Origin of the sequence: Coleofasciculus sp. G1-WW12-02 (genome assembly GCF_040219735.1) — a bacterium.
Lineage (GTDB): Bacteria > Cyanobacteriota > Cyanobacteriia > Cyanobacteriales > Coleofasciculaceae > Coleofasciculus.
Map to the genome: position 1 here is coordinate 44701 of NZ_JAVJRX010000012.1, position 24595 is coordinate 69295.

General features: G+C 45.6%; 17 protein-coding genes, 1 tRNA gene and 2 pseudogenes. 7 read left to right on the forward strand and 13 right to left on the reverse strand.

What is annotated here, in order from left to right; translation table 11 throughout:
* The 3 genes and pseudogenes from RID09_RS01710 to RID09_RS01720 all read right to left on the reverse strand — a co-directional run bounded on the left by RID09_RS01710 (position 1) and on the right by RID09_RS01720 (position 2289).
* Positions 1-615, reverse strand: a complete 615-nt coding sequence (locus RID09_RS01710) for a PIN domain-containing protein (protein ID WP_446334222.1) — start codon at positions 613-615, stop codon at positions 1-3.
* On the reverse strand, positions 596-808 hold the full coding sequence (locus tag RID09_RS01715) for a hypothetical protein (protein ID WP_446334223.1): 213 nt from the start codon (positions 806-808) through the stop codon (positions 596-598). Before RID09_RS01715 ends, RID09_RS01710 begins: the two co-directional genes overlap by 20 nt.
* Positions 809-854: 46 nt before the next feature.
* A pseudogene (locus tag RID09_RS01720) lies at positions 855-2289 on the reverse strand (type I restriction-modification system subunit M).
* 170 nt (positions 2290-2459) lie between these two features.
* On the opposite strand from RID09_RS01720, the pseudogene RID09_RS01725 reads away from it, so the two are divergent.
* Positions 2460-2594 (forward strand): annotated as a pseudogene (locus tag RID09_RS01725) (phage integrase N-terminal SAM-like domain-containing protein); the annotation flags it as partial.
* Between the two features lie 89 nt (positions 2595-2683).
* Here RID09_RS01725 and RID09_RS01730 read toward each other — a convergent pair.
* The 4 genes from RID09_RS01730 to RID09_RS01745 form a co-directional block, all read right to left on the reverse strand.
* Positions 2684-2756, reverse strand: a tRNA-Ala gene (locus RID09_RS01730).
* Between the two features lie 41 nt (positions 2757-2797).
* Positions 2798-3505 (reverse strand): HAD family hydrolase, encoded by a 708-nt coding sequence (locus RID09_RS01735; RefSeq protein ID WP_446334241.1) that lies wholly within the window; start codon positions 3503-3505, stop codon positions 2798-2800.
* Positions 3506-3653: 148 nt separating this feature from the next.
* Positions 3654-4874, reverse strand: coding sequence for an RNA-guided endonuclease InsQ/TnpB family protein (locus RID09_RS01740; RefSeq protein ID WP_446334224.1), 1221 nt, complete (start codon positions 4872-4874; stop codon positions 3654-3656).
* 148 nt (positions 4875-5022) lie between these two features.
* The gene (locus RID09_RS01745) at positions 5023-5901 is read right to left on the reverse strand and encodes a class I SAM-dependent methyltransferase (RefSeq protein ID WP_446334225.1); all 879 of its coding nucleotides are present in this window, start codon (positions 5899-5901) and stop codon (positions 5023-5025) included.
* Between the two features lie 583 nt (positions 5902-6484).
* Here RID09_RS01745 and RID09_RS01750 point away from each other — a divergent pair.
* From RID09_RS01750 to RID09_RS01775, 6 genes are all read left to right on the forward strand, one after another.
* Positions 6485-6736: a hypothetical protein gene (locus tag RID09_RS01750; protein ID WP_446334226.1), complete on the forward strand. Its 252-nt coding sequence runs from the start codon at positions 6485-6487 to the stop codon at positions 6734-6736.
* A gap of 126 nt (positions 6737-6862) precedes the next feature.
* A complete protein-coding gene (locus RID09_RS01755; protein WP_446334227.1) occupies positions 6863-7381 on the forward strand; it encodes a hypothetical protein in 519 nt (172 codons plus the stop codon).
* A 183-nt stretch (positions 7382-7564) separates the two neighbouring features.
* The gene (gene purL, locus RID09_RS01760; protein ID WP_446334228.1) at positions 7565-9913 is read left to right on the forward strand and encodes a phosphoribosylformylglycinamidine synthase subunit PurL; all 2349 of its coding nucleotides are present in this window, start codon (positions 7565-7567) and stop codon (positions 9911-9913) included.
* A gap of 48 nt (positions 9914-9961) precedes the next feature.
* Positions 9962-10135, forward strand: coding sequence for a hypothetical protein (locus RID09_RS01765; RefSeq protein WP_446334229.1), 174 nt, complete (start codon positions 9962-9964; stop codon positions 10133-10135).
* Entirely contained in the window at positions 10086-11579 is a 1494-nt protein-coding gene (gene purF, locus RID09_RS01770; RefSeq protein WP_446334230.1) for an amidophosphoribosyltransferase, read from the forward strand. The genes RID09_RS01765 and purF overlap by 50 nt, the downstream gene beginning before the upstream one ends.
* An 816-nt stretch (positions 11580-12395) precedes the next feature.
* The gene (locus RID09_RS01775) at positions 12396-13790 is read left to right on the forward strand and encodes a hypothetical protein (protein WP_446334231.1); all 1395 of its coding nucleotides are present in this window, start codon (positions 12396-12398) and stop codon (positions 13788-13790) included.
* Positions 13791-14186: 396 nt separating this feature from the next.
* On the opposite strand, the gene RID09_RS01780 is transcribed toward RID09_RS01775, so the two are convergent.
* From RID09_RS01780 to RID09_RS01805, 6 genes are all read right to left on the reverse strand, one after another.
* Complete coding sequence (locus RID09_RS01780) at positions 14187-14753, reverse strand: peptidoglycan-binding domain-containing protein (protein WP_446334232.1); 567 nt, start codon at positions 14751-14753, stop codon at positions 14187-14189.
* Between the two features lie 45 nt (positions 14754-14798).
* Positions 14799-18848, reverse strand: coding sequence for an amino acid adenylation domain-containing protein (locus tag RID09_RS01785; protein WP_446334233.1), 4050 nt, complete (start codon positions 18846-18848; stop codon positions 14799-14801).
* 220 nt (positions 18849-19068) lie between these two features.
* On the reverse strand, positions 19069-20469 hold the full coding sequence (locus RID09_RS01790; protein ID WP_446334234.1) for a sodium/proline symporter: 1401 nt from the start codon (positions 20467-20469) through the stop codon (positions 19069-19071).
* Positions 20470-20639: 170 nt separating this feature from the next.
* A complete protein-coding gene (locus RID09_RS01795; protein ID WP_446334235.1) occupies positions 20640-21986 on the reverse strand; it encodes an ATP-grasp domain-containing protein in 1347 nt (448 codons plus the stop codon).
* A 149-nt stretch (positions 21987-22135) separates the two neighbouring features.
* On the reverse strand, positions 22136-22963 hold the full coding sequence (locus RID09_RS01800; protein ID WP_446334236.1) for an O-methyltransferase: 828 nt from the start codon (positions 22961-22963) through the stop codon (positions 22136-22138).
* 76 nt (positions 22964-23039) lie between these two features.
* Positions 23040-24401 carry a sedoheptulose 7-phosphate cyclase gene (locus RID09_RS01805; RefSeq protein ID WP_446334237.1) on the reverse strand — a complete coding sequence of 454 codons (1362 nt, stop codon included), beginning with the start codon at positions 24399-24401 and terminating at the stop codon, positions 23040-23042.
* Positions 24402-24595: the final 194 nt, after the last annotated feature.

Below are 24595 nucleotides of genomic sequence, written 5' to 3' on the forward strand. Positions count from 1 at the left end.
CTAAACAAACATTTTTTGGAGTAAGCCTTTTTTGAATTGCTCGGTTAATTCGATTTGTTGGGCAATGGCTTCGATTTTTTGATGGATGGTAGTGAGAAAATAAACTACTTTTTCTTGTTCTGTTTGAGATGGGACTTCCACGCTTACAGTTTTTAATTGAGAACTATATAGATGTACAACCGGATTGAGAATAGTTAAGCTATCTCCAATCAACAAACCGTGTTGCATATCTTCTGAATATAGAACCTTAGCCTGAGACTTTAGAGCAGTCGCAATTATCAGACTATCCCAATAAGAAAAATAATACTTTGCTCTTAACAGACAAGCTTTTTTAATCTCAGCAGTTGTCAAGTTGACAATTTCACACTGGGATTCAAATTCTTCAACCAACTCTAAAATGTCCTGATCAATAATGTTGGTTTTCCTTTTTAGCACAGCACAAGTTTCAGTAATCACTTGGGTGCTAATCACAAGACTACAATCGACATGTTGAGTTAAATTAATCGCCATGAGCCTTTTTGACTCATATTGTTGAGGATCTACTTTGGGATCGATGAGAAACCGATAAAGCCAAATATTAGAGTCAATGAATTTTTTATCCATTGCCTCGCTCATGAATCTCATCTCTTGACAAATCACGCCAGCCCACTGCTATTAAAGGTTGCTCGGCAAGACGATCCATCAGTCGAGATGACTTAGGCTTGATAGTTACTTCAACTACATCGTTGCCAACTATACCCATATATTCATCAGGAATAACGATTTTGCCTTGCACCACTTTAGCGGTAAATTGAATCATTGCATTCATTAATTAAATCTCCTTTAGGGAATGCCTTTATTATATTTCCCATCCCCTAAAACGGTGCCTCAATCCCCAACTCCTCACAAAACCCCCGAATCAGTCGATCCGTCCCCGCCATCCCCTCATCAATCGCCCGGATCTCCTGCACCACCGCATCCAAATCAATCGGCTCCTCCTCCTCAAACGTATCCACATAGCGCGGAATATTTAAATTAAAATCATTCTCCGCAATCTCCGCCAGCAGTGCCCGATAACTATATTTGTCCTCCTCCAACCGTTTCCGATAGGTCAATATAATCTTATCAACATCCCCATCCCGCAAATAGTTCTGGTTCTTCGCCTTCTCAAAATAGGCACTCGCGTCAATAAACAGCACATCTTCCGGCTGCTCTCGACACTTCTTAAACACCAAAACGCACGTCGGAATACTCGTCCCATAAAAAATATTCGCAGGCAACCCAATCACCGCATCCAACCAATTGCGCTCCTTGATCACATACTGACGAATCGCCCCCTCCGCCCCACCGCGAAACAACACCCCATGGGGCAACACCACCGCCATCGCCCCGTTTTCATCCAGGTGATGCAGCATGTGCTGCACAAAGGCAAAATCCGCCTTTGATGACGGAGCCAGCCGCCCATACTGACTAAAGCGGTCATCGGACTCAAACAGCTTATTCGCACTCCACTTCGCTGAAAACGGCGGATTCGCCACCACCGCCTCAAACCGCCTCCCCTCATGCTGCGGATGCTCCAGCGTATCCTCTTGCCGCAAATCAAAATTGCGATAATGCACCCCATGCAAAATCATATTCATTCGCGCCAGGTTATAGGTGGTGCGGTTCATCTCTTGCCCATAAAAATCCCCCACCGACTCCACTTCTCGCGCCACCCGCAGCAGCAAAGAGCCAGAACCACAGGTGGGGTCATACACCGACTTGAGGCGTTCTTTTCCGGTAGTCACAATTTTCGCCAACACCTTACTTACCTGCTGCGGCGTGTAAAACTCCCCTGCCTTCTTGCCCGCACCACTGGCAAACTGCCCAATCAGATACTCGTAGGCATCCCCCAGCACATCACTTTCGGTATCCTCTAACCGAAAATCAATCTTATCCAGATGCACCAAAATCTTAGCGATTAGCGCATTCTTCGCCTTTGGGGTGCGACCTAGCTTCGTGGAAGTTAGATCCAGCTCCTCAAACAGGCGATCAAAATCCTCCTCGCTTTCCTTACTGAGCAATGGACTCCTCTTTGAGAGCCTCTAAATATTCCTGCCCGTCTTCCGAGTCTTCGTCAATGTCTAGAAAATCTATTTCATCCTCAGCCAAGATTTCATTGGCGTAAAGGTGCTGACGCTCAGAGAGGTACTTATAGAAAATAAATCCTAGACAATAATCCCGAAACTCATCGGCATTCATCTTGCCCCGTAGCTGGTCGGCAATATTCCACAACTGAGTTTCGAGCTTTTTCTTCTGATCGTTTGTCATTCGATAGCCTATATCCAGACAATAGCCGTTATCATCGACAGTCTTTAATCATAACTAAACATTTAGCGAGTCGCTAGTGCAACGTTAAAGCAAAAAATTAGGATCAAGATTTTCTGGAAGGCATAGCCAATAATGCCTCCCAAAGAGGGCAAACCTAAAATCTAGTCTTGTATCTCTTTTACTATACCAAAAAGCATCCCCGTGAGATGGGGGTGCTGGAAATTCAAGATTTTTTAACCCATCTTGCCGTTGATCGTCAAGTTGCAGCTTCTACTCAAAATCAAGCCTTGAGTGCTTTGCTATTTTCGCCACTCATTGCAGTTAAATGACATTCAATTTGTCAAGATGACACTAATCTGACAACAATGACAAATAATGTGGCAATCGACAAAAATGGAGAATACCGGATTTGAACCGGTGACCTCTGCGGTGCGATCGCAGCGCTCTACCAACTGAGCTAATTCCCCAGACTACATTTACTTATTTTAACACTTATGGCTCATGGTTACTAACCCACAACTTGAGCATAGACTTCCTGCACTCGTTCAAGTTCAAGCTGATGGAGATAATCAACCGTCCAGTCAGCTTGACGCTGAAGCATGTGGAAAGGATAGGTATTAGCAACGCCGACGACTTCCATCCCAGCTCGTTTTGCCGCTTCAATGCCAGCCGGTGTATCCTCAATGGCGAGACAATCGGAGGATTTGGCATTAAGTTCTGGAAACTGCTGATTGAGGCGTTCCACAGCTAACAGATAGCCATCCGGTTCAGGTTTACTGACCTTAATGTCATCACCTGCCACAATAACCGGAAAATATTGCAATAGTTTAGCCCGATCCAAGACTAACTCAACTTCCGATCGCAAAGCACCACTCACCACTCCCATGGGTAACTGAGCCACGCGGATTTTGTAAATTAAATCTTCGACTCCCGGATATATGGGTAATTTAGATAGAGTTTCCAGTTGACGGCGGTAGGCGTCGGCTTTTCGGGAGATCAAACGGGTTAAGTAGTCATCATCAACCATCCGACCTCGCTTTTCCAATAATACTTTTAGACAGGCGCGATCGCTACGCCCCAAACAATCCTCCCAGTAATCCGCCGCCGAGGAACGCAGATTTTCGCCCAGCATAATTTCTTCGATGAGTTGCTGGTGAATCGACTCATCGTTAATAATCACGCCGTTGAAATCAAACAGAACTGCCTTTAAACTCATAAGCTGTTCAGTATTTAGATTAGGATACTTAAATTCCGCAAAGGGAATGGGGAACAGGTAATAACCCATTTAAACGCACATTAGCTGACCCCATTCGTCACTATGCTGGAGATGGAATAGTTCCTAATTTTGCGGAAAAACGCGGAAATTAGTTTGTCAGAGTAATCTTGACTGGGTGAACTACTACACCCTCTATCCCATTGCCAAAAGCATCTGGGACTACTTTGCGAATGATGTTGTAACTGCCGTTGATGTCGGCGTTGAATTTGATGCCGATTTTTGATTTGTACAACCCACGCTTAACACGACGACCGCTAAATTTTACGGCTTTAGCCTCTGGGCTTCCGTGAACAGGAATAAAATCTCCATCCAGGAAACTAGCAACCGACGTATAAGATTCTTCGGTGATGATGACTTTTATACCAACCCGTTCAGCTTTATAGGTCAACATCTCGATAAATCTTGCATGGGGAACACTAGTAAAATTCTGATTATTAGCCTTACCGATACGGATTACCTGCTTCCAGTTCTCGTTTTTGCCAATCACAAGAGTTGATATATTTTTCTCAACCAACTGGTTGATAATAAACCGACTGGATTTATGGAGATAGTCGTCAATCTTGAATCCTCGCTTGGTTGATAAACGCTGAATTCTATTTGACGTTTTTCTGTTTCCTTTGAGTTGAGATTGCCCTTCGGCTTTTTTCTTGTTGTAGTAATTGTTAACCGCCTTAACCGGTCTGCCGTTAATCAGGAAAGGGTTGAATCCTTTTTGATTTGAAGTTACAGCCGCTAAGTTGTTCAGTCCAATATCTATACCGGCTACCGCTTCACCGCTAACCAATTGCTGAATGGGTTGCTCATAAATCACCTCAACCACGTAGTAATTCAGGCGGGGAACAATTCTTACTTCATTGATATCCTGCTTGTTGCTAGATATCATAAGCTTTGTTCCCGATGGCTTAATCCATCCTTTTTTCAACTCTTTCGAGCTAATAGCCTGGATGGTGTAAACCAGCAGATTACGCCCCTTCTCTTTATCTTTATACTTGGGAAGCTTGGGCTTGCCCAAGAATAAGACAGGGTTTTTATTGTATGCCTTATTAGCTTCTTTCCATGCTTTCCAGTTCCTGTCCAAGCACCGCAGGACTTGTTGAGAGACTTTGCGAGGTAAGGCACAATAAGACTCCTCTAGTCGCATCCGAGATGCCATCTCGTTGTAGGAGAGGATTTGGTTGGTTTTAAAGAAGTGTTGACGAATTTCGTAATTGGCTCGGTTGTAAAGATTTTTAGACTTGAATGCCAAATCATCAATCTCTTTCCATTCTCGACTTCCTTTACGAACTACGTGCTTCTCAACAAGTCTCATTGTCTTCCTATGATTGCAGCTCGTTAATGACTTTTTCCGTCTTACGCTAACTGACGCCTTGTGATGAGAGCGTAATCCGATAATTTCATGCGGTAATCTTATCGACTTATGTATATAGTACCGCAGATTACCGCAATTTTCCGTATTCTTAATAAATGAAAACAATACCTTGGGAACTGAAGTCGTCTATTGTACGGCGTTGAGTCCGTTGGTACACTTGTCCTTTTACCGGGAGAGGTTTCATTCCCTGGGTAACCTGATTCAGCCACCACACGTCTTGAGTTTGCACCGCTTCAAAGCCGGCTGAACCCATCCAAGCGTCTACGCTATCGGTGGCGTAAGCTTTAATATAGGGTTCTTCAAACACCTCCGTTAACCAGTTTACTTGACGCAATGTTCGCTGATTGCCATCGAGAATCAGAACTTGTCCGCCTCCCTTGAGGAGTCGGAAGCTTTCCCGCAGAATCGACTTTGCCACGGCTGGGGGGGTTTCGTGGAATAATAGGGAGGCGGTTACCAGGTCAAAAGACGCCTCTGGCAAACCTGTCTCTTCCGCTTTGCCATGACGCCATTGAATCTCTACCCCGGCGGCTTTGGCTTTGCGTTCTGCCATGACTAACATATAAGGTGATAAATCTAAACCGATTACCTCAGCTTGAGGAAACGCCTGTTTTAACAGTAGGGTAGTTGAACCCGTACCGCAGCCTAAATCCAGAATCCGTCGCGGTGTTCCCTGGATGCGATCGATTAACCCCTGGCGTACCCAGGTTTCATTGGGAGGTAAAGCGTATTGAGTTATCGGATCGTAAGTCGTTGCTGCACCACCATTCAGGTAACCCCCTTCAATACCGTGGAAGTTCTGACTCTTGTAGTAATCAGGGTAAACCAACTCAGGTGTCGAGACGCGATCGCTCTCTTGTTCCCAGTCAATACTCTCATAAAGCTGGCGCAGTTGCTCTCCGTCGATCAATACGCCAACGATGGGTTGTAAGAATCGCTCCCAAAGCGTGTCTTTGCGACTTACCATAAGTTTAATCTCTAATGCTACTTGTTTAACTTATTGTAATAATTTTGGCGCTTCTGAGCAGAACATCCCGATTTGGGTATGTCTTAGACCACCAATTCAGTACTTGATCTTGACAAAGGCAACGTTTTGTGAAAATTAACATCCCCACTAGAAAAAGAGCAAGTAAGTACCTGGACATAAATTTTGTTAACTAAGTTAAGAATTGTAAAACCCCTCAATCTCTGACTATGCCCTGTGAAGAGTTCCCCCATCTCAACCGTCAAGTTGAATTTTGTCGGACTACTTATGAATAATGATACCTAACTAATAATTGCAGTTTGGCAGTTTTTCTCCGGAAAAAGAATGGTTTTCCACCACAATGTTGGTGATTTAAATCACTGTATTAAGTTGATCGATTTCATCAAATTAATACTACATGGCTCACCCTCAGAGCTGATTATAATCAAAACTCTAGATGATTTAACTCTCTATAAAGAGTGGAATATATCGGTAAAGTTATAAGTGGGAATCAAGAAAAGGTTTATCTCTCAACCTTCAGGTTCTCCATCTATTTAATTCCTCGAAATCAGGACACCAGCCGATAATGATTACCTTTTCCCTCGAACCCAATTCTGTGTCTGCATCTAAGCCCTGGAAGCTGCAAATCTGGCTCTCGCCTAAATCCCAGGCGATTTACTACCTGCATGACCCCCAACAAGCACAGTCAATACTCGAATTTATTCTTGCCAAGAACAATTCTCAAATCAAAGAACAAGGGGAGTTATCCTTTGCTGGCTTAATTCCCCGTTCATTAGCATCTCATCAGCCTTTACAAGCTAACGCTTGTGTTTGTTAAAGTCTTTGGAGAAATCTCAATGACCCGTCAACCATCAATCGTCAATCCTAACCAAAATCATCGTTATTTCTGATAAAGTCCTAACCGAATTGCTTGGAGATGCCGCAAGTTTTCAGGTAAAAATTCATGGCTGCCAACAACAAATACTCCTCTAGGACTCAATCCTGTGTTAATTGCAATGCAGCTAAAGGTCATGAAGAACTAATTTTTAGTGATTATTACTGGTCTGACAGGGACAATACAGCCCGTGAATTTGAATATCTTGAAAATGGCAATGTCTGTGTGAATCCTAGCCTAAATGAGTCTGAGCAGAAACAAGCCCAAAGAACACTTGAATTAATAGGTTTAGATAGATTTCCCGGTCATCCTAAATTTTCCCCAAGAGATAATCGCTGGTCTCAGCGTCTGGATACTTGGGGCATAGCAAAAAGAAAATTTAAGCAACTTAAAGAAAATGATACGCCAGATAAGCGTGATGATATTGTGGAGTTGGCTCAAGCTAAAGGATTTTGGTCGGTATGGATGACTGTTTTTCGGGAAGACACTGATATGTTGAAGCGGTTTATTCATGCTTTTGAGGGAACTTGCCAGTCCTGTTTTAATGACCAGTTTCAGCCAATCCCTCGCCCAGGTGGGGCGCTGTGAATCCATCCGTGTCAACTATCCGCCAAGCCACGTTTGTTGGGGCGGGTTTAGTCACATCTGGGTCAACAAAGAAAGGATAGCAGTAAAACCCGCCCCTACAGTCTGTGACTTAAAACTATCTTGTACTAGCCAGACCCCCATTAATCGATACAATTATCCCTGTGCCATTTGTACAAGGGTTCCATGTCTACTCTATCCTCTGCCCCCTTTTCCCCCGAAGAAATCGCCGCTGAAGGTATCAAGCCGGACGAATATGCGGAAATCGTTAAACGCCTAGGGCGTCACCCCAATAAAGCTGAACTGGGGATGTTCGGCGTCATGTGGTCGGAACATTGCTGCTATAAGAACTCCCGCCCTCTCCTCAAACAATTCCCCACCACCGGAAAACGTATCCTCGTCGGTCCGGGTGAAAATGCTGGCGTGGTAGACTTAGGCGAAGGACTCCAACTCGCCTTTAAAATCGAATCCCATAACCACCCCTCCGCTGTGGAACCTTATCAAGGTGCAGCTACAGGCGTTGGCGGCATTCTGCGGGATATCTTTACCATGGGGGCGCGTCCCATTGCGGTTTTGAATTCCCTGCGCTTCGGTTCCCTGGATAATCCCCGCACCCGACGATTATTTACGGGTGTCGTGGCGGGTATTTCTGGGTATGGCAACTCCGTCGGTGTTCCCACTGTTGGCGGTGAGGTTTACTTTGACCCCGCTTATACCGGGAATCCCCTGGTCAATGTGATGGCGCTGGGATTGATGGAAACCCCAGAAATTGTTAAATCTGGGGCGTCAGGAATTGGTAATCCCGTGTTATATGTGGGTTCCACCACAGGGCGAGATGGCATGGGGGGTGCCAGTTTTGCCAGTGCAGAACTCACTGATAAATCCATGGATGACCGCCCAGCGGTGCAGGTGGGAGACCCCTTCTTAGAAAAATGCCTGATTGAAGCCTGTCTAGAAGCCTTTAAAACAGGGGCGGTAGTCGCCGCACAGGATATGGGGGCGGCGGGAATTACCTGTTCCACCTCGGAAATGGCAGCTAAAGGGGGTGTGGGAATTGAATTGGATTTAGATTTAATCCCAGTCCGAGAAACGGGAATGGTTCCCTATGAATATTTACTCTCGGAATCCCAGGAACGGATGCTATTTGTGGCACATAAGGGACGAGAACAGGAGTTAATTGATATTTTCCACCGTTGGGAACTTCAGGCGGTTGTCGCGGGTACAGTGATTGCAGAACCGATTGTGCGGATTTTGTTTCAGGGTGAAGTGGCGGCGGAAATCCCAGCCACGGCGTTATCGGATAATACGCCGATTTATTATCGAGATGTTTTGACCGAAGCGCCGGAGTATGCTAAGAAAGCTTGGCAATGGACTGTTGATACATTACCCAGTTGTACCAGTACGGGAATCGAATTTTCTGGTGAGGCTAAATCCTGGAGTGATATTCTCCTACAACTGTTGGATACACCAACCATCGCCTCAAAACGCTGGGTCTATCGTCAGTATGACCATCAGGTGCAAAATAACACAGTGATGCTTCCCGGTGGTGCAGATGCGGCAATCATCCGATTACGTTCTCCGGAATCGAGGCGACATTCCCAATCCGGTGTCGCGGCTACAGTAGATTGTAATTCTCGCTATGTTTATCTTGACCCTTATGAAGGGGCAAAGGCGGTGGTTGCAGAAGCGGCACGAAATTTAAGCTGTGTGGGTGCAGAACCTATCGCCGTCACCGATAATCTGAATTTTGGTTCACCAGAAAAGCCGATAGGATACTGGCAACTGGCATCGGCTTGTCAGGGTATCGCCGAGGCTTGTACAGAATTAGCGACGCCCGTAACGGGGGGAAATGTCTCTCTGTATAACGAAACCTTGGATAGCCAGGGAACTCCCCAACCGATTTATCCTACGCCGGTGATTGGTATGGTGGGGATGATTCCGGATTTGAGTCAGATTTGTGCTCAAGGATGGCAGCGTGAAGGCGATTTAATTTACTTATTGGGATTACCGTTAACTGTAACCACGCCTCATCTCAGCTTAGGGGCTTCAGAATACTTGAGTGCGATTCATGGGGTTGTGGCGGGGAAACCCCCCATCGTGGATTTTGAGTTAGAACGTCGGGTGCAAGCCGCTTGTCGTCAGGGAATTCGGGGGACTTTCCTGCGTTCGGCACATGATTGTGCTGAGGGAGGATTGGCGGTGGCGCTAGCGGAATGTTGTATTTCTGGAGGATTGGGGGCAGAGATTGAATTAGGACTAGCTGAGGCGTCTCTAGAACGGCGTTGGGATGAGATACTATTTGGAGAAAGTGCCAGTCGGATTCTGGTGTCGGTGAAGCCAGAAGCCCAAGCTGATTGGGAGGCTTACCTAAAGGACTATTTAGGGGAATCTGCCCAGGGTTGGCAACGGTTGGGGACGGTTAAATCTCTCTCTCAAGGATTAAAAATTTCTATCCCCAACCATCCTCCCCTAATTAACGCTACGATCGCAGATATGAGCGATCGCTTCTTTAATGCCCTAGAACGTCGCTTGTAGTCGTGTTGAGCCAGTCGCGGCTGACTAATGACCAATGATTAATGAGGCATGAGCCATGACTCACAAATTAATGGTATCGTTAAGGAATCGTTAAGTTTAATTAACGATTCCCGATTAATTTGCATTAATACAAGTCGAACTGACTGCCACTATCAGGAGTACGCCAATACCCATGATTCTCCAGCCACCCCACTCCTCTATCCCCAATTCTGCCCAATCTGATGAGATTGTCAGCCAACGCCCCGACAAACCTGAAGAAGCTTGCGGGGTTTTTGGTATCTATGCACCGGAAGAAGATGTCGCGAAGCTAACTTATTTTGGTTTGTTTGCCCTGCAACATCGGGGTCAAGAATCAGCGGGGATTGCCACCTTTGAGGGAGAACAGGTGCATCTCTATAAGAATATGGGACTTGTCTCCCAAGTCTTTAACGAAGAGATTTTGAACCAAATGCCCGGAACAATAGCGGTGGGTCATACCCGTTACTCGACAACCGGGTCGAGTCGGGTTGTCAATGCCCAACCGGCTGTGGTGAATACCCGCTTAGGTTCTTTAGCTTTAGCACATAATGGTAACTTAGTCAATACCAGCGAGTTGCGAACAAATTTACAAAACCGCAACTATGATGAGTTTGTCACCACGACAGATTCTGAAATGATTGCCATTGCAATCGGTGCTGAAGTAGATCAAGGTAAGGAGTGGCTAGACGGGGCGATTAGTGCGTTTAACCTCTGTCAAGGTGCCTATAGTTTGGTGATTGGTACACCAGAGGGGATGATGGGAGTGCGTGACCCCCATGGCGTGCGTCCTTTAGTGATTGGTACCTTAGGTACGAATCCGGTGCGCTATGTTTTAGCCTCAGAAACCTGTGGGTTAGATATTATTGGTGCAGAATACTTGCGGGATGTCGAACCAGGAGAATTGGTTTGGATTACCGAAGCGGGGATGGCGTCGTTCCACTGGAGTCGTAAGCCAGAACGTAAGCTATGTATTTTTGAAATGATTTATTTTGCCCGACCGGATAGCGTGATGCAGGATGAAAGCATCTATAGCTATCGGCTGCGTTTGGGGCGTCAATTGGCAAAAGAAGCACCAACTGAGGCAGATATGGTGATTGCGGTGCCGGATTCGGGTGTACCAGCGGCGATTGGCTTTTCTCAGGAGTCGGGAATTCCCTACGCCGAGGGGTTGATTAAAAATCGCTATGTGGGTCGCACCTTTATCCAACCGACGCAAACTATGCGAGAGGCGGGGATTCGGATGAAACTGAATCCTTTGAAAGATGTTCTTATGGGTAAGCGAGTGATTATTGTGGACGATTCGATTGTCCGGGGAACCACGAGTCGGAAGATTGTCAAAGCGTTACGGGATGCGGGTGCTACTGAGGTTCACATGCGCGTTTCTGCACCACCGGTGACTCATCCGTGTTTCTATGGAATTGATACCGATTCTCAAGACCAGCTAATCGCGGCAACCAAGTCTGTTGATGAAATCGCTGCACAAATTGGTGTGGATTCCTTGGCGTATGTGAGTTGGGATGGTATGATGCTGGCGACTCAAGACAATGCTAATACCTTCTGTTCGGCTTGTTTCACCGGAGATTATCCGATTCCGGTTCCCGAACAGCTTAAGCGGTCTAAGTTGATACTGGAAGAAGCGAAGGTTTAAGCAAATCACGAAGAAAATTTCTTGCTTTTTGCTATAAATCGGGCGCACGCTCCGTCATTGGTGTTAACTTAAGCTTAAAACGAAAGCAATACCTTTATGCTAACCCCTCCCTAACCCTCCCCTTTGTAAGGGGAGGGAACAGGGGGTAAGGAGGAAACGAAGAAATCAAATGGCTTTGATTTCCCCCCTTAGCAAGGGGGGATTAAGGGGGGTTATTTTTAAAGCCGCGAGATTCTTTCGTCTCACTTAGCTTGTGTTTCCTCTTAAGTTGACACGGATGACGCTCCGTGCGCCTCTATTGTTTTCGGGCGTGAGGGTCATTTGTAAACCTGAGTTCAAAGCATTAATGGCTAAGGGTGTTTGCAGTGTGCAGCAAACCCTATAGCAACCGCCATAGCGGTTAGGACACATCATTTATAGCGGTTTCGGCTGCAATAGGGTACAACATCAATCTCCAACATCTCAGAAATTAGTTTCTTCATTGCTGCTACTGTACTTCATGACATCTGGAACAACAGTTTGTGTGTCCTTTTAGAAATATTTTTTTTTGTAGTCAACATTACAGTTTTTGTCAATTCTTTGAATGTTTAGGGTGTGAATTGACTTTCAATAACGAATATGATAAAGATAGACGATATTGATTGCGTCTTTACAGCAGACAATCAACTTACCAAATTCTATAGGGTTTACAAATAATTTGTAAACCAAAAAAGGTCTACAAGCCTTATTGTTGAAAACGCTATCTATAGTCAACTACCAGGGTCACTCCTTGATGAGTGGACTAGATAAAAAAACATGTTAAGGAGTCAAATATAGATGTCAAAGTCATCATCCGTTAAGCCTCAAAGATTAACAACCAACGATTGGAGACTTAGACCTGGTTACTTGTGTGAAGGGGGATCTGATTTTGAATCAGTTCACATTTTGTTGGGTCGGTTTTTAGCGGATCGGCATTCAGAAGATCCCTTGCCTGACATATCCATGACGATGGAAAACGAAGGCTTTGAATGGGGCAAAGGATTGCCGTTGGAAAAGGTGATTAATTCTCAGGATGATTTGGAATTCTTGATGAAGCACCCGAATTTATTCCGCAATGCGATCGCGGTTATCGAACCCTGGGAACATGTCGGATGTAATCCAATGGGAGAAGAGGTGCGGGCTTCGCTGAATGTGGCGTATCTGGCGCAAAAAATCGCCGATTGTGATTCGATTCTGTTCCCGTTTTGGTCGTCGGGTGTGCTTGATCCAGAGTTAGTTGTGCCGATCATAACGTCAGGGTTAGCGGTGGTTGTGGAAGGTGGTAATCCGTCGGTACGCGATGCTAGCACCTTTGACGATGCCAAATGTTCCCTGGAGGAGCTTCATACATTCACAGATAAACTACTGCTGTCGCGATCGCCTACCAGTGCGCCAGCTTTATTTATCTGTTTGGGACATCAATTGGCGGCACAATCTCACATTCGTTTAATTAAACGAGCAGTGGATGAGGTATCCAGCCTAAAGTATCTGGCACGCGATCGCAATGGTAAAGCGCTAAAGACTTTGAAAAAAGTCTGCCAGCATATTCAACAGGTGGGTTGTACTCTATCAGTGAAGAAGAAAAACGGACACCTGATTGCGAAAAACTGGGATGATTCAGAATTTGCCGTCGGTCCCAATGAAAAGAAAGAGGTTGGCTATCGTCAGTTATGGCATTATCAATCTCCTGATAGCGACACATCGGATATTCCCGAAGACTTGATTATCGCTCATGAGGTAACGGCTGATGAATTTGAAGGGGTGATCGATACCTCCATTGAATATGAACATGAATTAAATATTTCCATGTTCCACTCCGATGAAGTGAATGAGGAAGCGATTTTATTTGCAAATTGGGCATATCGACTACTTCATGATGCGATTATTTCCCATCGGCATATTTTAGCCGGAAGTCCCTTCTCCTGGTTAATGCAGCTTCCTTTTGCGGTAGAAATTCTTTGTTCAACGGCTGACGAAACGGAAGTAGTGACAGAATGTTCAGCAACCTGTATTAACTACAAAGATTTCGAGAGCAAACTGATCCGTCGTTCGTTTACCTGTCAATTCCATCCAGAACTCCTCCAAGATCTACGGGATATTAGTCACAGTCATCCTCCGACTTATGATGAGTTAAAGCATGATGATGGCGCTCGTTTATTTGCCCGACTATTGTATTCTGGGATGCAGGAATAAGGGCATGATGAAGGGAATCTGGGGGAGCTTCCCTAAAATTATGACCCGACGAGCGCGATCGCGCCTTCTGTGACGCTTGTCGCCAAAATCCTTGTCTTGACTTGATCCTAGGCTCAGGTAAGTTGTTTGCGATCGCGTGGCGGACATCATAATTAATCCTGGTTGCCCTAATTTTCTCTCATCACAATGAATTAGTCCTACCCTTGCTAAGGGGGGAAATGTTCCCTCCCCTTGATAAGGGGAGGGTTAGGGTGGGGTTAGCATCAAGGTATTGCTTTCGTTTTAAGCTTAAGTTGACACCAATGCACGTCTGTACGCCCCTACTATGAATCGTGAAAGGTTACATGATGATTACCCTTTTGTCATGAGCAACCCTTCCTCTTCTGCAAATTCGTATTACTCGACTCCCAATTCAGGAGCAGTTTCTGATTCAAAATCGGACTCTTCGCCTCGAAGTTCGTTATCAGTCTCTTCAAAATCGGCCTCTCCACCTCGAAGTTCGTTATCAGTCTCTTCAAAACCGGATTCTCCGCCTTGAAGTTCGTTGCCAATTTCCGATTCAAAATCAGTCATAGCATCCCAGGTTTGATTTCCGATGATGCCATCTCCAAATAAGCCCTGATCCTCTTGGAATGTTCTAACGGCTTCACGAGTTTCTGGACCATAAACGCCGTCAACTTGACCATTTACGGGTGCGCCAGCTAAGCCTATAGAGGCTAGAGAAATTACAGACACCACACCGAGAGATGCAAAACTGGAATGGCGCAAGCGTTGTAAGCTTTCTGGAGTTGCCATGGAACCCAGACTCAGCACTTGATCCGGACTGAGTGATTGGGTGGAATAATGGGCAAATAGTCGGCAAGGATCATCATAGAGGGGATGAAATATCGTCGCCGTTCCAGAGGCTGAGGTTGCGGCTTGAATTCGCTTTTGAGCTAAGTCTTGCCAAAGATTTTCGGGCATTCCCTTCTCAGACGTGGGAACGAGGAAGCAGAGGGAAACGAGAGATTAGGTCAAGAAAGCAGCAAGACGTTCTGCCAAAACGCGCACATGAGGTTCCAGAATAAACGAATAGTGATGTCCTGGAACTGGAATCACGTCAATCTCTTTCGCATCTAAAATAGCAAACAATTCCACCCAAACTAATTGAGGATCAGGGGCGTGTAAATGCTTCTCCTGCGCCCGGAAAACGGTAACTTTTCCCGGATAAGGCTGACGTTTATAGGCATACGTGGCTTTTAGTGTTCCCACCAATACATCCAAAATTCGCCGATTTTGTTCCTGATTGCCTTCAGTGGGAAAAACTCCCACCTGTTGCGCTTTAGCGAGAATGTAGTCGATTTGTTCGGGAACTGTTAATCCTTTTAATTCATCGGGGGAAACTAAATTATCTTGACCAAACATACCCCCAAACACACGGGAACAAACCCCCACTAAGTAATGATCATCAATCTTTTTTCCTTGATCCAGTATAATCGGTACCCAAGAGTCTAAAATAGCCAGCCGACTAACCTCTTGACCCTGTTTCTGTAACTGCTGGGCAACCTCATAAGCCACCACTCCACCAAAAGACCAACCACCAATTTGATAGGGTCCTTCGGGTTGCACCTCTCGGATGGCTTTGACATAGAGATGTGCCATATCTTCAACCCGAGTTAATGCCTCTTCCCCCTGATTAAACCCTTGGGCTTGTAAACCATAAAAGGGTTGGTCTGTACCTAGATAATCCGATAACTTCAGATAACATAGTACATTTCCGCCGGCGGGATGGACACAGAAAAATGGGGGTTTGGTTCCCTGAGTCTGAATGGGTACGATTGGAGAATAGGACTGAACCTCGGAACGGCTGATAACATTAGCTAATTCGGCAATTGTGGGACTCATAAACAGAGTAGTTAATGGTAATGTTTTACCAAACTGTTGCTGAATTTTTCCCATTAATTTCAGGGCTAATAGGGAATGACCACCATGTTCAAAGAAGTTGTCATTGATGCCGATTTGGTCGATGTCCAGTAAGTCTGACCAAATTTTGGCTAATTGTTGTTCCTGATAATTCCGAGGGGCGATAAATGTCGTTTCTCCACCAAAACTGGCGGGGTCAGGTGCAGGAAAGGCGCGACGATTGACCTTACCATTTGGCGTTAGCGGTAAAGAGTCTAAGCTGACAAACGCAGCAGGAATCATGTAATCAGGTAGGGTTTCTTTGAGGAAGTTACGTAAGGTTCGGGGAGTGGGTTTTTCTTGAGTTGATACTAAATAGGCGACTAACTGTTTCCCCCCCGATTTCTCGTTTCTGGCAATGACGACGGCTTCCCGTATTTGCGGATGTTCGGTCAAGGCATTTTCAATTTCTCCGAGTTCGATACGGAAGCCACGAATTTTGACTTGATGGTCAATGCGGCGTAGGTATTGAATTGTTCCATCGGGGCGATAGCGGGCTAAATCCCCCGTTTTATAGAGTTTTGACCCAATGCTAGGTGAATAGGGAACCGGGTTTGTCGAGGCGGGTTTGAATGAGTTTTGAAAAGGGTTGGGAATGAATTTTTCTTGGGTTAATTCGGGACGATTCAGATATCCTCTGGCGACTTGTACGCCGCCAATATGAATTTCACCGGGAACGCCAATGGGAACCGGGTGTAAATAGGGATCAAGGATATAAATTTGGGTATTTGCCACCGGATGTCCTATGGGAACGATGCTTGAATTACTGTCTCGTTGACATTGCCAATAGGTGACATCAATAGCGGCTTCGGTGGGACCATATAAATTGTGGAGTTCACAGTCTAACCCAGAAAAGAACCGCTCTTGCAGGTCAAAGGGTAAGGCTTCGCCACTGCAAATCACTCGCTTCAGGGATTGACAACCGTTGACTTTGGGTTCTTCTAAGAAAAGTTGCAGCATTGAGGGGACAAAGTGCAGTGTGGTAATCTGCTGCTGGGTGATTAGATTAACCAAATATAGACTATCTTGATGTCCCCCCGGTTTAGCCACAACTAAACAAGCCCCCGTCATCAATGTCCAGAAGAATTCCCAGACGGAAACATCGAAACTAAAGGGAGTTTTTTGGAGGACAGAATCTTCGGGTGTCAGTTGATAGGTTTGTTGCATCCATAGCAAACGGTTACAAATTCCCCGATGGGTGTTCATCGCCCCTTTGGGTTTACCTGTTGAACCGGAGGTGTAAATAACGTAAGCTAGGTTTTCTGGTTGAATCGTGCTATCAGGATTGTGGTTATTTTCTGCGGCAATATCTTCCCATTGGGTATCTAGGCAGATTATTTGGGCGGTGGATTTAGGTAAGTGCGGAACTAAGAGTTCTTGAGTGAGTAATACCGGGACTTGGGAATCTGCCAGCATGTAGGCAATACGGTCAACGGGATAACTCGGATCAATGGGAACATAAGCCCCTCCAGCTTTGAGAATTGCTAAGAGTCCCACAACCATTTCTAGGGAACGTTCGACACAAATCCCGACTAAAGATTCGGGTTTTACGCCTAATTTTTGCAGGTAATGGGCGAGTTGATTGGCACGAGTATTTAACTCTCGATAGGTTAATTGTTCCGATTCAAAGATGACAGCAATAGCATCAGGAGTTTTCTCAACTTGGGCTTCAATGAAGTGGTGCAGACAGCGAGATAAATCATAATCGGTTTTGGTGGCATTCCAATCCTGTAAAATGTGCTGTCGTTCAGTGTCACTCAGCACCGGTAATTGACCCACGGGTTGGTTGGGAGTGGTGATAATTGCGGTCAGTAAATTCTGGTAATGCTGGATAATCTGGGATATTGTATCAGCGTCGAATAAATCGCTGCTGTATTGAAGAGAAATCAGCAAGGAATCAGTTAATTCAATAATTTCTAGGCTGATGTCAAATTCGACGCTGTGCTGAGGGAGTTGAAAGTAGCTAAGTTTTAGTGTACCGCATTGAGTTAGCTGATTATTGCCCCTTGTCTCAAGTAATTGAGAAATTGTTGACGACAATGACTGCCAATTCTGAAACGTAAATGAGGCTTGGCAAATCGGGGAATGACTCAAGTTCGAGGCGGACGCTAATTCTTTGACTAATCGGGGAAAGGGATAGTCTTGATAATCCTTCGTTTCAGTCGCTGTCTGATGCACTTGTTGGAGAACTTCAGCGAAGATTTGATTGCCCGAAATTTCATCTCTGGTAACCGTTACGTTACTTAAATCACCAATGATTCTGGCAAATTCCGGTTGAGTTCGGGGACTATTCGGCATGCCGACTAAAATATCAGATTCTCCGGTATAGCGGTAAAGCAATACTTTAAATGCCGTGAGAAGAAGCGTATCCAGAGAAACCTTTGATTGCTGTGCTAGTTGGTTGAGATTTTGGGTTATGTTCTGATCAAGTTTCAATTGACAAGCGGAACCTTTATAGGTGCGTAATGGGGGACGAGTCGCACGTCCTGGTAAGTCTAATACAGGTAACTCTCCGGCTAATTTGTTGTGCCAATAGGTTTTAAGTTGTTCGGATTGGGAACTATTTAAGCAATTGGTTGTTAGCTGCGTCCAGTTGTTCTCAGACTGATGCAGCGGCGGCAATTCGGTATTGGGGTGAGTATAAAGAGTTATAAATTCATCAGTTAATATAACTAAAGACTCTGCGTCACTGGCTATTTTATGAACTGTTATTAACAAAATATGGTCGGTTTGGGAACGACTCAATAGCCTAACCCGTAACCCTGAACTCTGTTCTAAGTTAAAGGGAACAGTTGCCATCCGTACCAGGGTTGTATTCAAATCCTGCCAACTTTGGTTAGAGACATCGATCGCGCAGAAATCGACCTTCGCTGTATCGCTGATTTCCTGAGTCAATTGACCGTCGCGATCGCGGAAGTTACTCCGTAAGCTGGGATGACGATCAATTAATCGTTGAAACGCCCTGACTATGGCGTCTAGATCGACCGGAGATTGAATCCGCAAGCCGATGGATCGTTTATCATGAAGTCCCTGGGAAGCTAACTGATACAGAAACCAATGAGTCTGTTGAATGGGGGACAGGGGAAAGGATTGGCTTTTGCTGAGTAATTGAGTCATTTTTCTCGATTAACTAAAAGGAACAAGGAATAAATAAGGGATTATTTCACTGTATTTTGTTTAACATTTATTTGACTTTTCATGAGATTGGGATAACCTCTATCCATCCCCCCTTGCCCCCCTTTGAAAGGGGGGTAAGAGAGAGAAGGCTTTTAACTCCCCCCTTCTATAAAAAAAGTCTGGCGTTGATTTTTGCAGATGGCGTTAAAATCAGACATTTTTAAGCGGTTTTATGGGCGAGAAAAACTTGAGATACTAAGTAGATGAGACCCCCCGCCGCCATACCCGGAAGCACCTCGTAAACCACACCGGATAAATTCAGTCCCAACTTCCAGAACAACGCCGCCGCAATCCCCCCTAACATCATCGCGATCGCGACTGGCGTGGTTACCGATTTTTGCCAAACCCGTACTATCAGCAGTGGTCCCAAACTAGAGGCTAGAACTGACCAGGAAAATGTAATCAAGGCAAAGACATTATCATCTCCGGCTAAGGCAATAATCAAGATAATTACCGTCACCGCTAAGGTTCCCAACTTGGCATAATTATACGAGTGCGCCAATCCCGGAAACAGGTCTTGAGTTAACGCGGCTGAACAGGACAAAATTTGGGAATCCGCTGTCGATATTGTCGCCGCAAAGAGTCCCGCTAGCATCAGTCCAACTAAAATAGGGGGCAATAATTCCAGGGCTAAATAAGGCAGTGCTAATTCTGGATCACCATTGGTTAACAGATCGGGCAAAAGCACCCGCGCCGCCATCCCCACAGCCATCGCTGAAGGCGAGGTTAAAAACGCACAAATCACTTTAATATTCAGGGAAAACCAAATCTTATTCGCCGAATTAATTGCCATTGCCCGAACTAAAATATGAGGTTGACCCACGACACCAAATCCGGCGGCAATCCAGCCAATTAAAAAGGGCAAAAATCCCCACTCCAGATCCCTTGGACTTAAACTGACCAATTCTGGATCAATAGCGTCAAGCTGTGTCCAGAATCCGGTCAATCCGCCACAATTGGCGATCGCTACCACCAATAGCAGCAGTAGGGAACCAATCATAATCGTGGCTTGCACCGCATCTGTCCAAATTGAAGCCCGAATCCCCCCTGAAAAACAGTAAATCACCACGACAATAGCACCAACAATCACACCGAGGGAATAATTCCAATTAAACACCGCATGAAGTGCCTTACCTCCTGCAACTAATTGCGCCGCCGCATAAGAACCCAGAAACGCAATGGTAATTAAAGCCGAAATTGTGGTAATCCAGCGAATTCCTTTAGTTTCTTGACCCAGGAAAGAAGACACGGTATCGGCAGAAATTTCTTCAGAAACCTGTCTTAATCGTTTAAACACAAACCACCAAGCAATATAATCTCCGATCATCCAGCCAATCGTTAGCCAAATCGCCGATACTCCAATCGTATAAGCAAAGCCAACCTGACCAATAAATAACAAACCACTTTGACCCGTCGCCATAGCGGAAAGGGCGACTAGCCAGGGATTCACATTTCGGCTGGCAAGGAGGTAATCGGTTGTCGTATTTTTCTTTTGACTTGCCGAGTAAATACCGACTCCGGTAAATAACAAAAGAAATAGGATAAAGGTTACTGCAATCATTACTGAATTATTAACAAATTATGAGTTAAACTCCTCAATATTAAAAGGTGTAATATCGGTTTCGAGTTTTGTACAAAAAATATAGTCACGACAAACTTAAAACTATTTTCTAGCCGAGATAGAATTCCCTACAACAGATGTGACTCGCGCCCGCCCCCATCTCCTTTCTCTCAATCTCCCCCCAATTCCACCAACTTACCAATATTAAAATCAATCCTGATCCAGCCCTGCATCCGGCGCAGATTATCCAGCAATAATAAAGGAATTTGCCAATAGTGTACCATCAAAAAGGGGAGGGGGTCATCCACCTGAAAAATGGCATCTTTACCGCCAAAAACTGTCTTAAACCAGCGCCGTATATCCCCAAACGAGCGAATCTCATTCAACCGCCAAACTTCGTGATATAACCAATAGGTTGGCTTACTTTCCGGCAAGGGCTGCAAAGGTTCAGGGAAAGGCGTGTCACCCAAATAGGCTTCCGCCACTTCGGGATGGTTATAAAACATGGTAATAGCCGAATGAGTGCGCGGATTACACTCGATCGCGTAAACCGTCCCATCCTCTGCCTTGATAAAATCAAAGGAGGCTTGTCCCGTTAGATTCAATCCCTGGACAAAGCGACTCACCCACTGCAAAATATCCGGCTGATCAAGGTTTTCATAATTCACTTGAAACGCCGATGATTCACAGCAGCAGTGCAGTCGTAATTCCCCATTCCGCACTGTACTATGGGTACAGTATTCCGTTCCCGGAATAAACTCCTGCATAATCCAGGGTTTCTCCTCACTGATGGGCAAACTATTGACAAATGCGGCAGTTTCTGCTGGAGTTTCACAGGGAAGTTTGGTTAAGTTTAAACGCCGCACAGAGTCGTAGGGAATGCTTTTCAGGATATACTTGCCTGTTTCCTGAGAAAAGTCAAAATTAATCACCTGTTGCGGGTCAGTAATTTTAAATGATTTCGGCACCGATAACCCAAATTCTCGTGCTTTTTGGGCAAACGCAAACTTATCATCCAGCAGTTGGGTAACATCTGGATCAAAGTGGAACACTTCACAACAACCCGATAAAACAGGCTTGGCTAGAGAGTCATAATAACTGGCGACGGGACTACAGACGGGAACATAAACATCCACATTTTCTTGTTTCGCGATCGCGAGTAAGGCTTGAATGTAGCCATCGGGATCTTTGTTGGGGGCGGGAACCGTATAAAAGCGATCAACCGCCCGCGAAAATCGATGTCCCACTAACCAATATTTATGACTTTCCACTAAAATAACTCGATGTCCATCGGCGGAGAAAGACCGCGCCAGTTGCAGCGCTTTGGTCATTTTCCCCCCGGTGAGCATAATAGTTTTCGGATTGGGGTTAGCTATTTTGGGTTTCTGGAAGGGGCGGGTGAGACTATCCCACAACAGCGCCACGACGACAACGGTTAAATTGAATGGAAACGCGATCGCGAGTAATGTTAGTGTTCCCAGGTTTTGCAGTACGGCGAGAATACGTGATGTTGTCATTTGTCATTTGTCAATAGTAGGGGTTTGGTGACCAAACCGATGGCGCTATTTAATCTGGAAATTAAGGGTTGAGTCGGGGCGGGTTTAGTTACATTTTGGTGGGGTAAGAAAGGATAGTTGTTAAACCCGCCCCTACAGATTGTTAGGGTTTAAACCCGCCGGATTAAGGTCAAACCGTCACGCAACGGTAATACAACCTGTTCTACCCTAGGGTCATCCGTAACCACCTGATTAAACTGGGCGATGGCGTCTCCATTGGGTGTCCGTTCTTCGGGTGCTAAATAAACCTGTCCTTGAAGTAAGGTATTATCCACACAAATTAACCCATTTGGCGCTAATAACTGGGTATCCAGGAGCATCTGATAATACTCCACATACTCCTTCTTATCCGCATCAATAAATACCAAGTCAAACGACTCTCCCGCTTCCGCTAATTGACGCAGTGTCTCCAAGGCTGGGGCAACTTTTACGGTAATTTTGCGACCATGAGGTGAGGCTTGGAAACAGGTTTGGGCAAAACTAGCCACATATTCATCCACCTCACAAGCAATGAGTGATCCATCATCGGGTAACGCCTCAGCCATGGCTAAGGCGGAATAGCCAGTGAACATACCCACTTCCAGGACACGTTTCGCCCCAGTCATTTTGACAAACATCTTCAACGTTTGTCCTTCAATATGTCCGGATAACATCTCCTGTTCTAACTGGCGCACTGTCTCGCCATCGGAGAATAGTTTACTCCAGTCTTCGGTGCAGGTTTTCTCAACTAAGGCGGTTAAGGTGGGAGAATCGGGAGTGGTATTTTGATTCAGGTAGGGTTCCAGTTTAGCGGCGAGTTGGTACGCTTTTTGTAGAGAACGCGCCAGTTGTGGATGTTGTGCTGCGTCTACTAATTCCAGGGTTTGCTCAAGGTGTTCCACCAGAATCCCTAGGGGAGTAACCGCTCGCGCGATCGCGTCTTTTGTTATAGTTTGCATGATTTGTTTCCTGAATAATGTGGCAATATGTAGAGACGTTGCATGCAACGTCTCTACAGATGTTGAGGGGATAGAATTATTCCAAACCCAAATCATTGAGATACATTTCTACGCCAGCACCAGCATCAGGTAACGTTGCACAGACGGTTTTATGCTCCCATACCGCCGCTTCCAGTAAATCCGGGGGTACCTCTTGTGCATAATCACAAGCACCGATACCACAGGGTAGAGGTGCCCACAGACCCCCATCTCCCCGCTTACACCGCATATTTTTCTGACCCGCAATCATCAGATTAATGTCTTCGAGGATAGGATGATAGACACTCAACCCCAGAGAGCGAATCAGTGCGATAATGCGATCGCGTTCTGTGGGTTGCAGCCAGCCTAATTTCGTCGCTAAACTAGCGCCGAACGCCATTCCTACCGCTACCGCATGACCATGCATCAACTTAGCGGCGGGTTCATAACGGGGACTCCAGGTGTGACCATAAGCATGAGGGCGATCCTGATACGTCTCAAACATATTGGTTCCCTCATGTTTCATATAAGAGAACAATGCCCGATAAATCACCTCATCAGCAATTTTGGCTAATTCCTCATCGTTTCCTAAGGTAGCGAAGTGAGTTTCAACTAAGCGCGGACCATAGTCTTCTAGCAGTTCAAACAGAACCGGATCATCCGTCACCGCCATTTTAATAATTTCCGCCATGCCATTCCGGATATGACCCGTGGCGAGGGTGCGGAAAAAGGTGCGGTCTACCAAGGTTAGCACGGGCGGATGATAAGCCCCAATACTATTCTTAAATTGTTTGCCATTGGTACAGGTACGGGGACTAGGACCTGCATCAATTGCCGCGACTACAGTCGTACCCACCATAATATAAGGCGTGCGGCGATGTTGTAAGGCACAGGCTAATCCCGCCACATCACTGAGAACACCCCCACCAATCACTAATACGGGTTCATTGCGGGAAACATCACAGCCGTCTTTTCCGAGAAATTCCAGCAGGCGATGCACCGTTTCCGGGGTTTTATCGGCTTCCCAGGCGCGACAGACATTCATCTGGAGGGGGATTTCGTGGGTGTCAAAATACTTACGCACTGATTCCCCATACAAACTATCTACCGTTTGGTCGATAATGGCAACACAGCGACCTCGACTATTATAGATTTCAGCCAAGGTTGGGTTAGATGGGTCGAAGACGCCCTCAATTAACTTAACTTGCGCTTTTAGGGTAAAGGTTGCAGTGACTTCAAAGGAGCGAGTATCATTCCCCGGAACGATTTCTCCAGACCCAGTGTACCATTCCGATGTGCGATACTTGGCTCCATGTTTTACCCCAATATTTTGGGCTTCTCTAGTTGGGAATGAGTCGATTAAATCGTCCTGAAGGGTTTCCGTCAGTTCGGTTTGAGGAAGGGTTGTTTGCAGAGTCATTGTCGTTTGGTTTTTCCTGTACTTAATGATTCAGTCACGTTTGATGTGACAGAGTGTTGTCCATTTCTGAAATTATTGGCAGCGAAAATTAACCCGATTCCGGGGGAAACACTGTGGCAAAATTTGGCAAGTAATACTAGAGAAGCCTAATCGCAGTGACTTAAAATAGGCTCGTTGTCAGCCTTTGAATGCCA

Excerpts from the sequence above, each read along its gene's own strand:
- RID09_RS01710 (WP_446334222.1), bottom strand. The coding sequence starts at position 615 with ATGAGCGAGGCAATGGATAAAAAATTCATTGACTCTAATATTTGGCTT.
- RID09_RS01715 (WP_446334223.1), bottom strand. The coding sequence starts at position 808 with ATGAATGCAATGATTCAATTTACCGCTAAAGTGGTGCAAGGCAAAATC.
- RID09_RS01735 (WP_446334241.1), bottom strand. The coding sequence starts at position 3,505 with ATGAGTTTAAAGGCAGTTCTGTTTGATTTCAACGGCGTGATTATTAAC.
- RID09_RS01740 (WP_446334224.1), bottom strand. The coding sequence starts at position 4,874 with ATGAGACTTGTTGAGAAGCACGTAGTTCGTAAAGGAAGTCGAGAATGG.
- RID09_RS01745 (WP_446334225.1), bottom strand. The coding sequence starts at position 5,901 with ATGGTAAGTCGCAAAGACACGCTTTGGGAGCGATTCTTACAACCCATC.
- RID09_RS01750 (WP_446334226.1), top strand. The coding sequence starts at position 6,485 with ATGATTACCTTTTCCCTCGAACCCAATTCTGTGTCTGCATCTAAGCCC.
- RID09_RS01755 (WP_446334227.1), top strand. The coding sequence starts at position 6,863 with ATGGCTGCCAACAACAAATACTCCTCTAGGACTCAATCCTGTGTTAAT.
- purL (WP_446334228.1), top strand. The coding sequence starts at position 7,565 with ATGTCTACTCTATCCTCTGCCCCCTTTTCCCCCGAAGAAATCGCCGCT.
- RID09_RS01765 (WP_446334229.1), top strand. The coding sequence starts at position 9,962 with ATGAGCCATGACTCACAAATTAATGGTATCGTTAAGGAATCGTTAAGT.
- purF (WP_446334230.1), top strand. The coding sequence starts at position 10,086 with ATGATTCTCCAGCCACCCCACTCCTCTATCCCCAATTCTGCCCAATCT.
- RID09_RS01775 (WP_446334231.1), top strand. The coding sequence starts at position 12,396 with ATGTCAAAGTCATCATCCGTTAAGCCTCAAAGATTAACAACCAACGAT.
- RID09_RS01780 (WP_446334232.1), bottom strand. The coding sequence starts at position 14,753 with ATGCCCGAAAATCTTTGGCAAGACTTAGCTCAAAAGCGAATTCAAGCC.
- RID09_RS01785 (WP_446334233.1), bottom strand. The coding sequence starts at position 18,848 with ATGACTCAATTACTCAGCAAAAGCCAATCCTTTCCCCTGTCCCCCATT.
- RID09_RS01790 (WP_446334234.1), bottom strand. The coding sequence starts at position 20,469 with ATGATTGCAGTAACCTTTATCCTATTTCTTTTGTTATTTACCGGAGTC.
- RID09_RS01795 (WP_446334235.1), bottom strand. The coding sequence starts at position 21,986 with ATGACAACATCACGTATTCTCGCCGTACTGCAAAACCTGGGAACACTA.
- RID09_RS01800 (WP_446334236.1), bottom strand. The coding sequence starts at position 22,963 with ATGCAAACTATAACAAAAGACGCGATCGCGCGAGCGGTTACTCCCCTA.
- RID09_RS01805 (WP_446334237.1), bottom strand. The coding sequence starts at position 24,401 with ATGACTCTGCAAACAACCCTTCCTCAAACCGAACTGACGGAAACCCTT.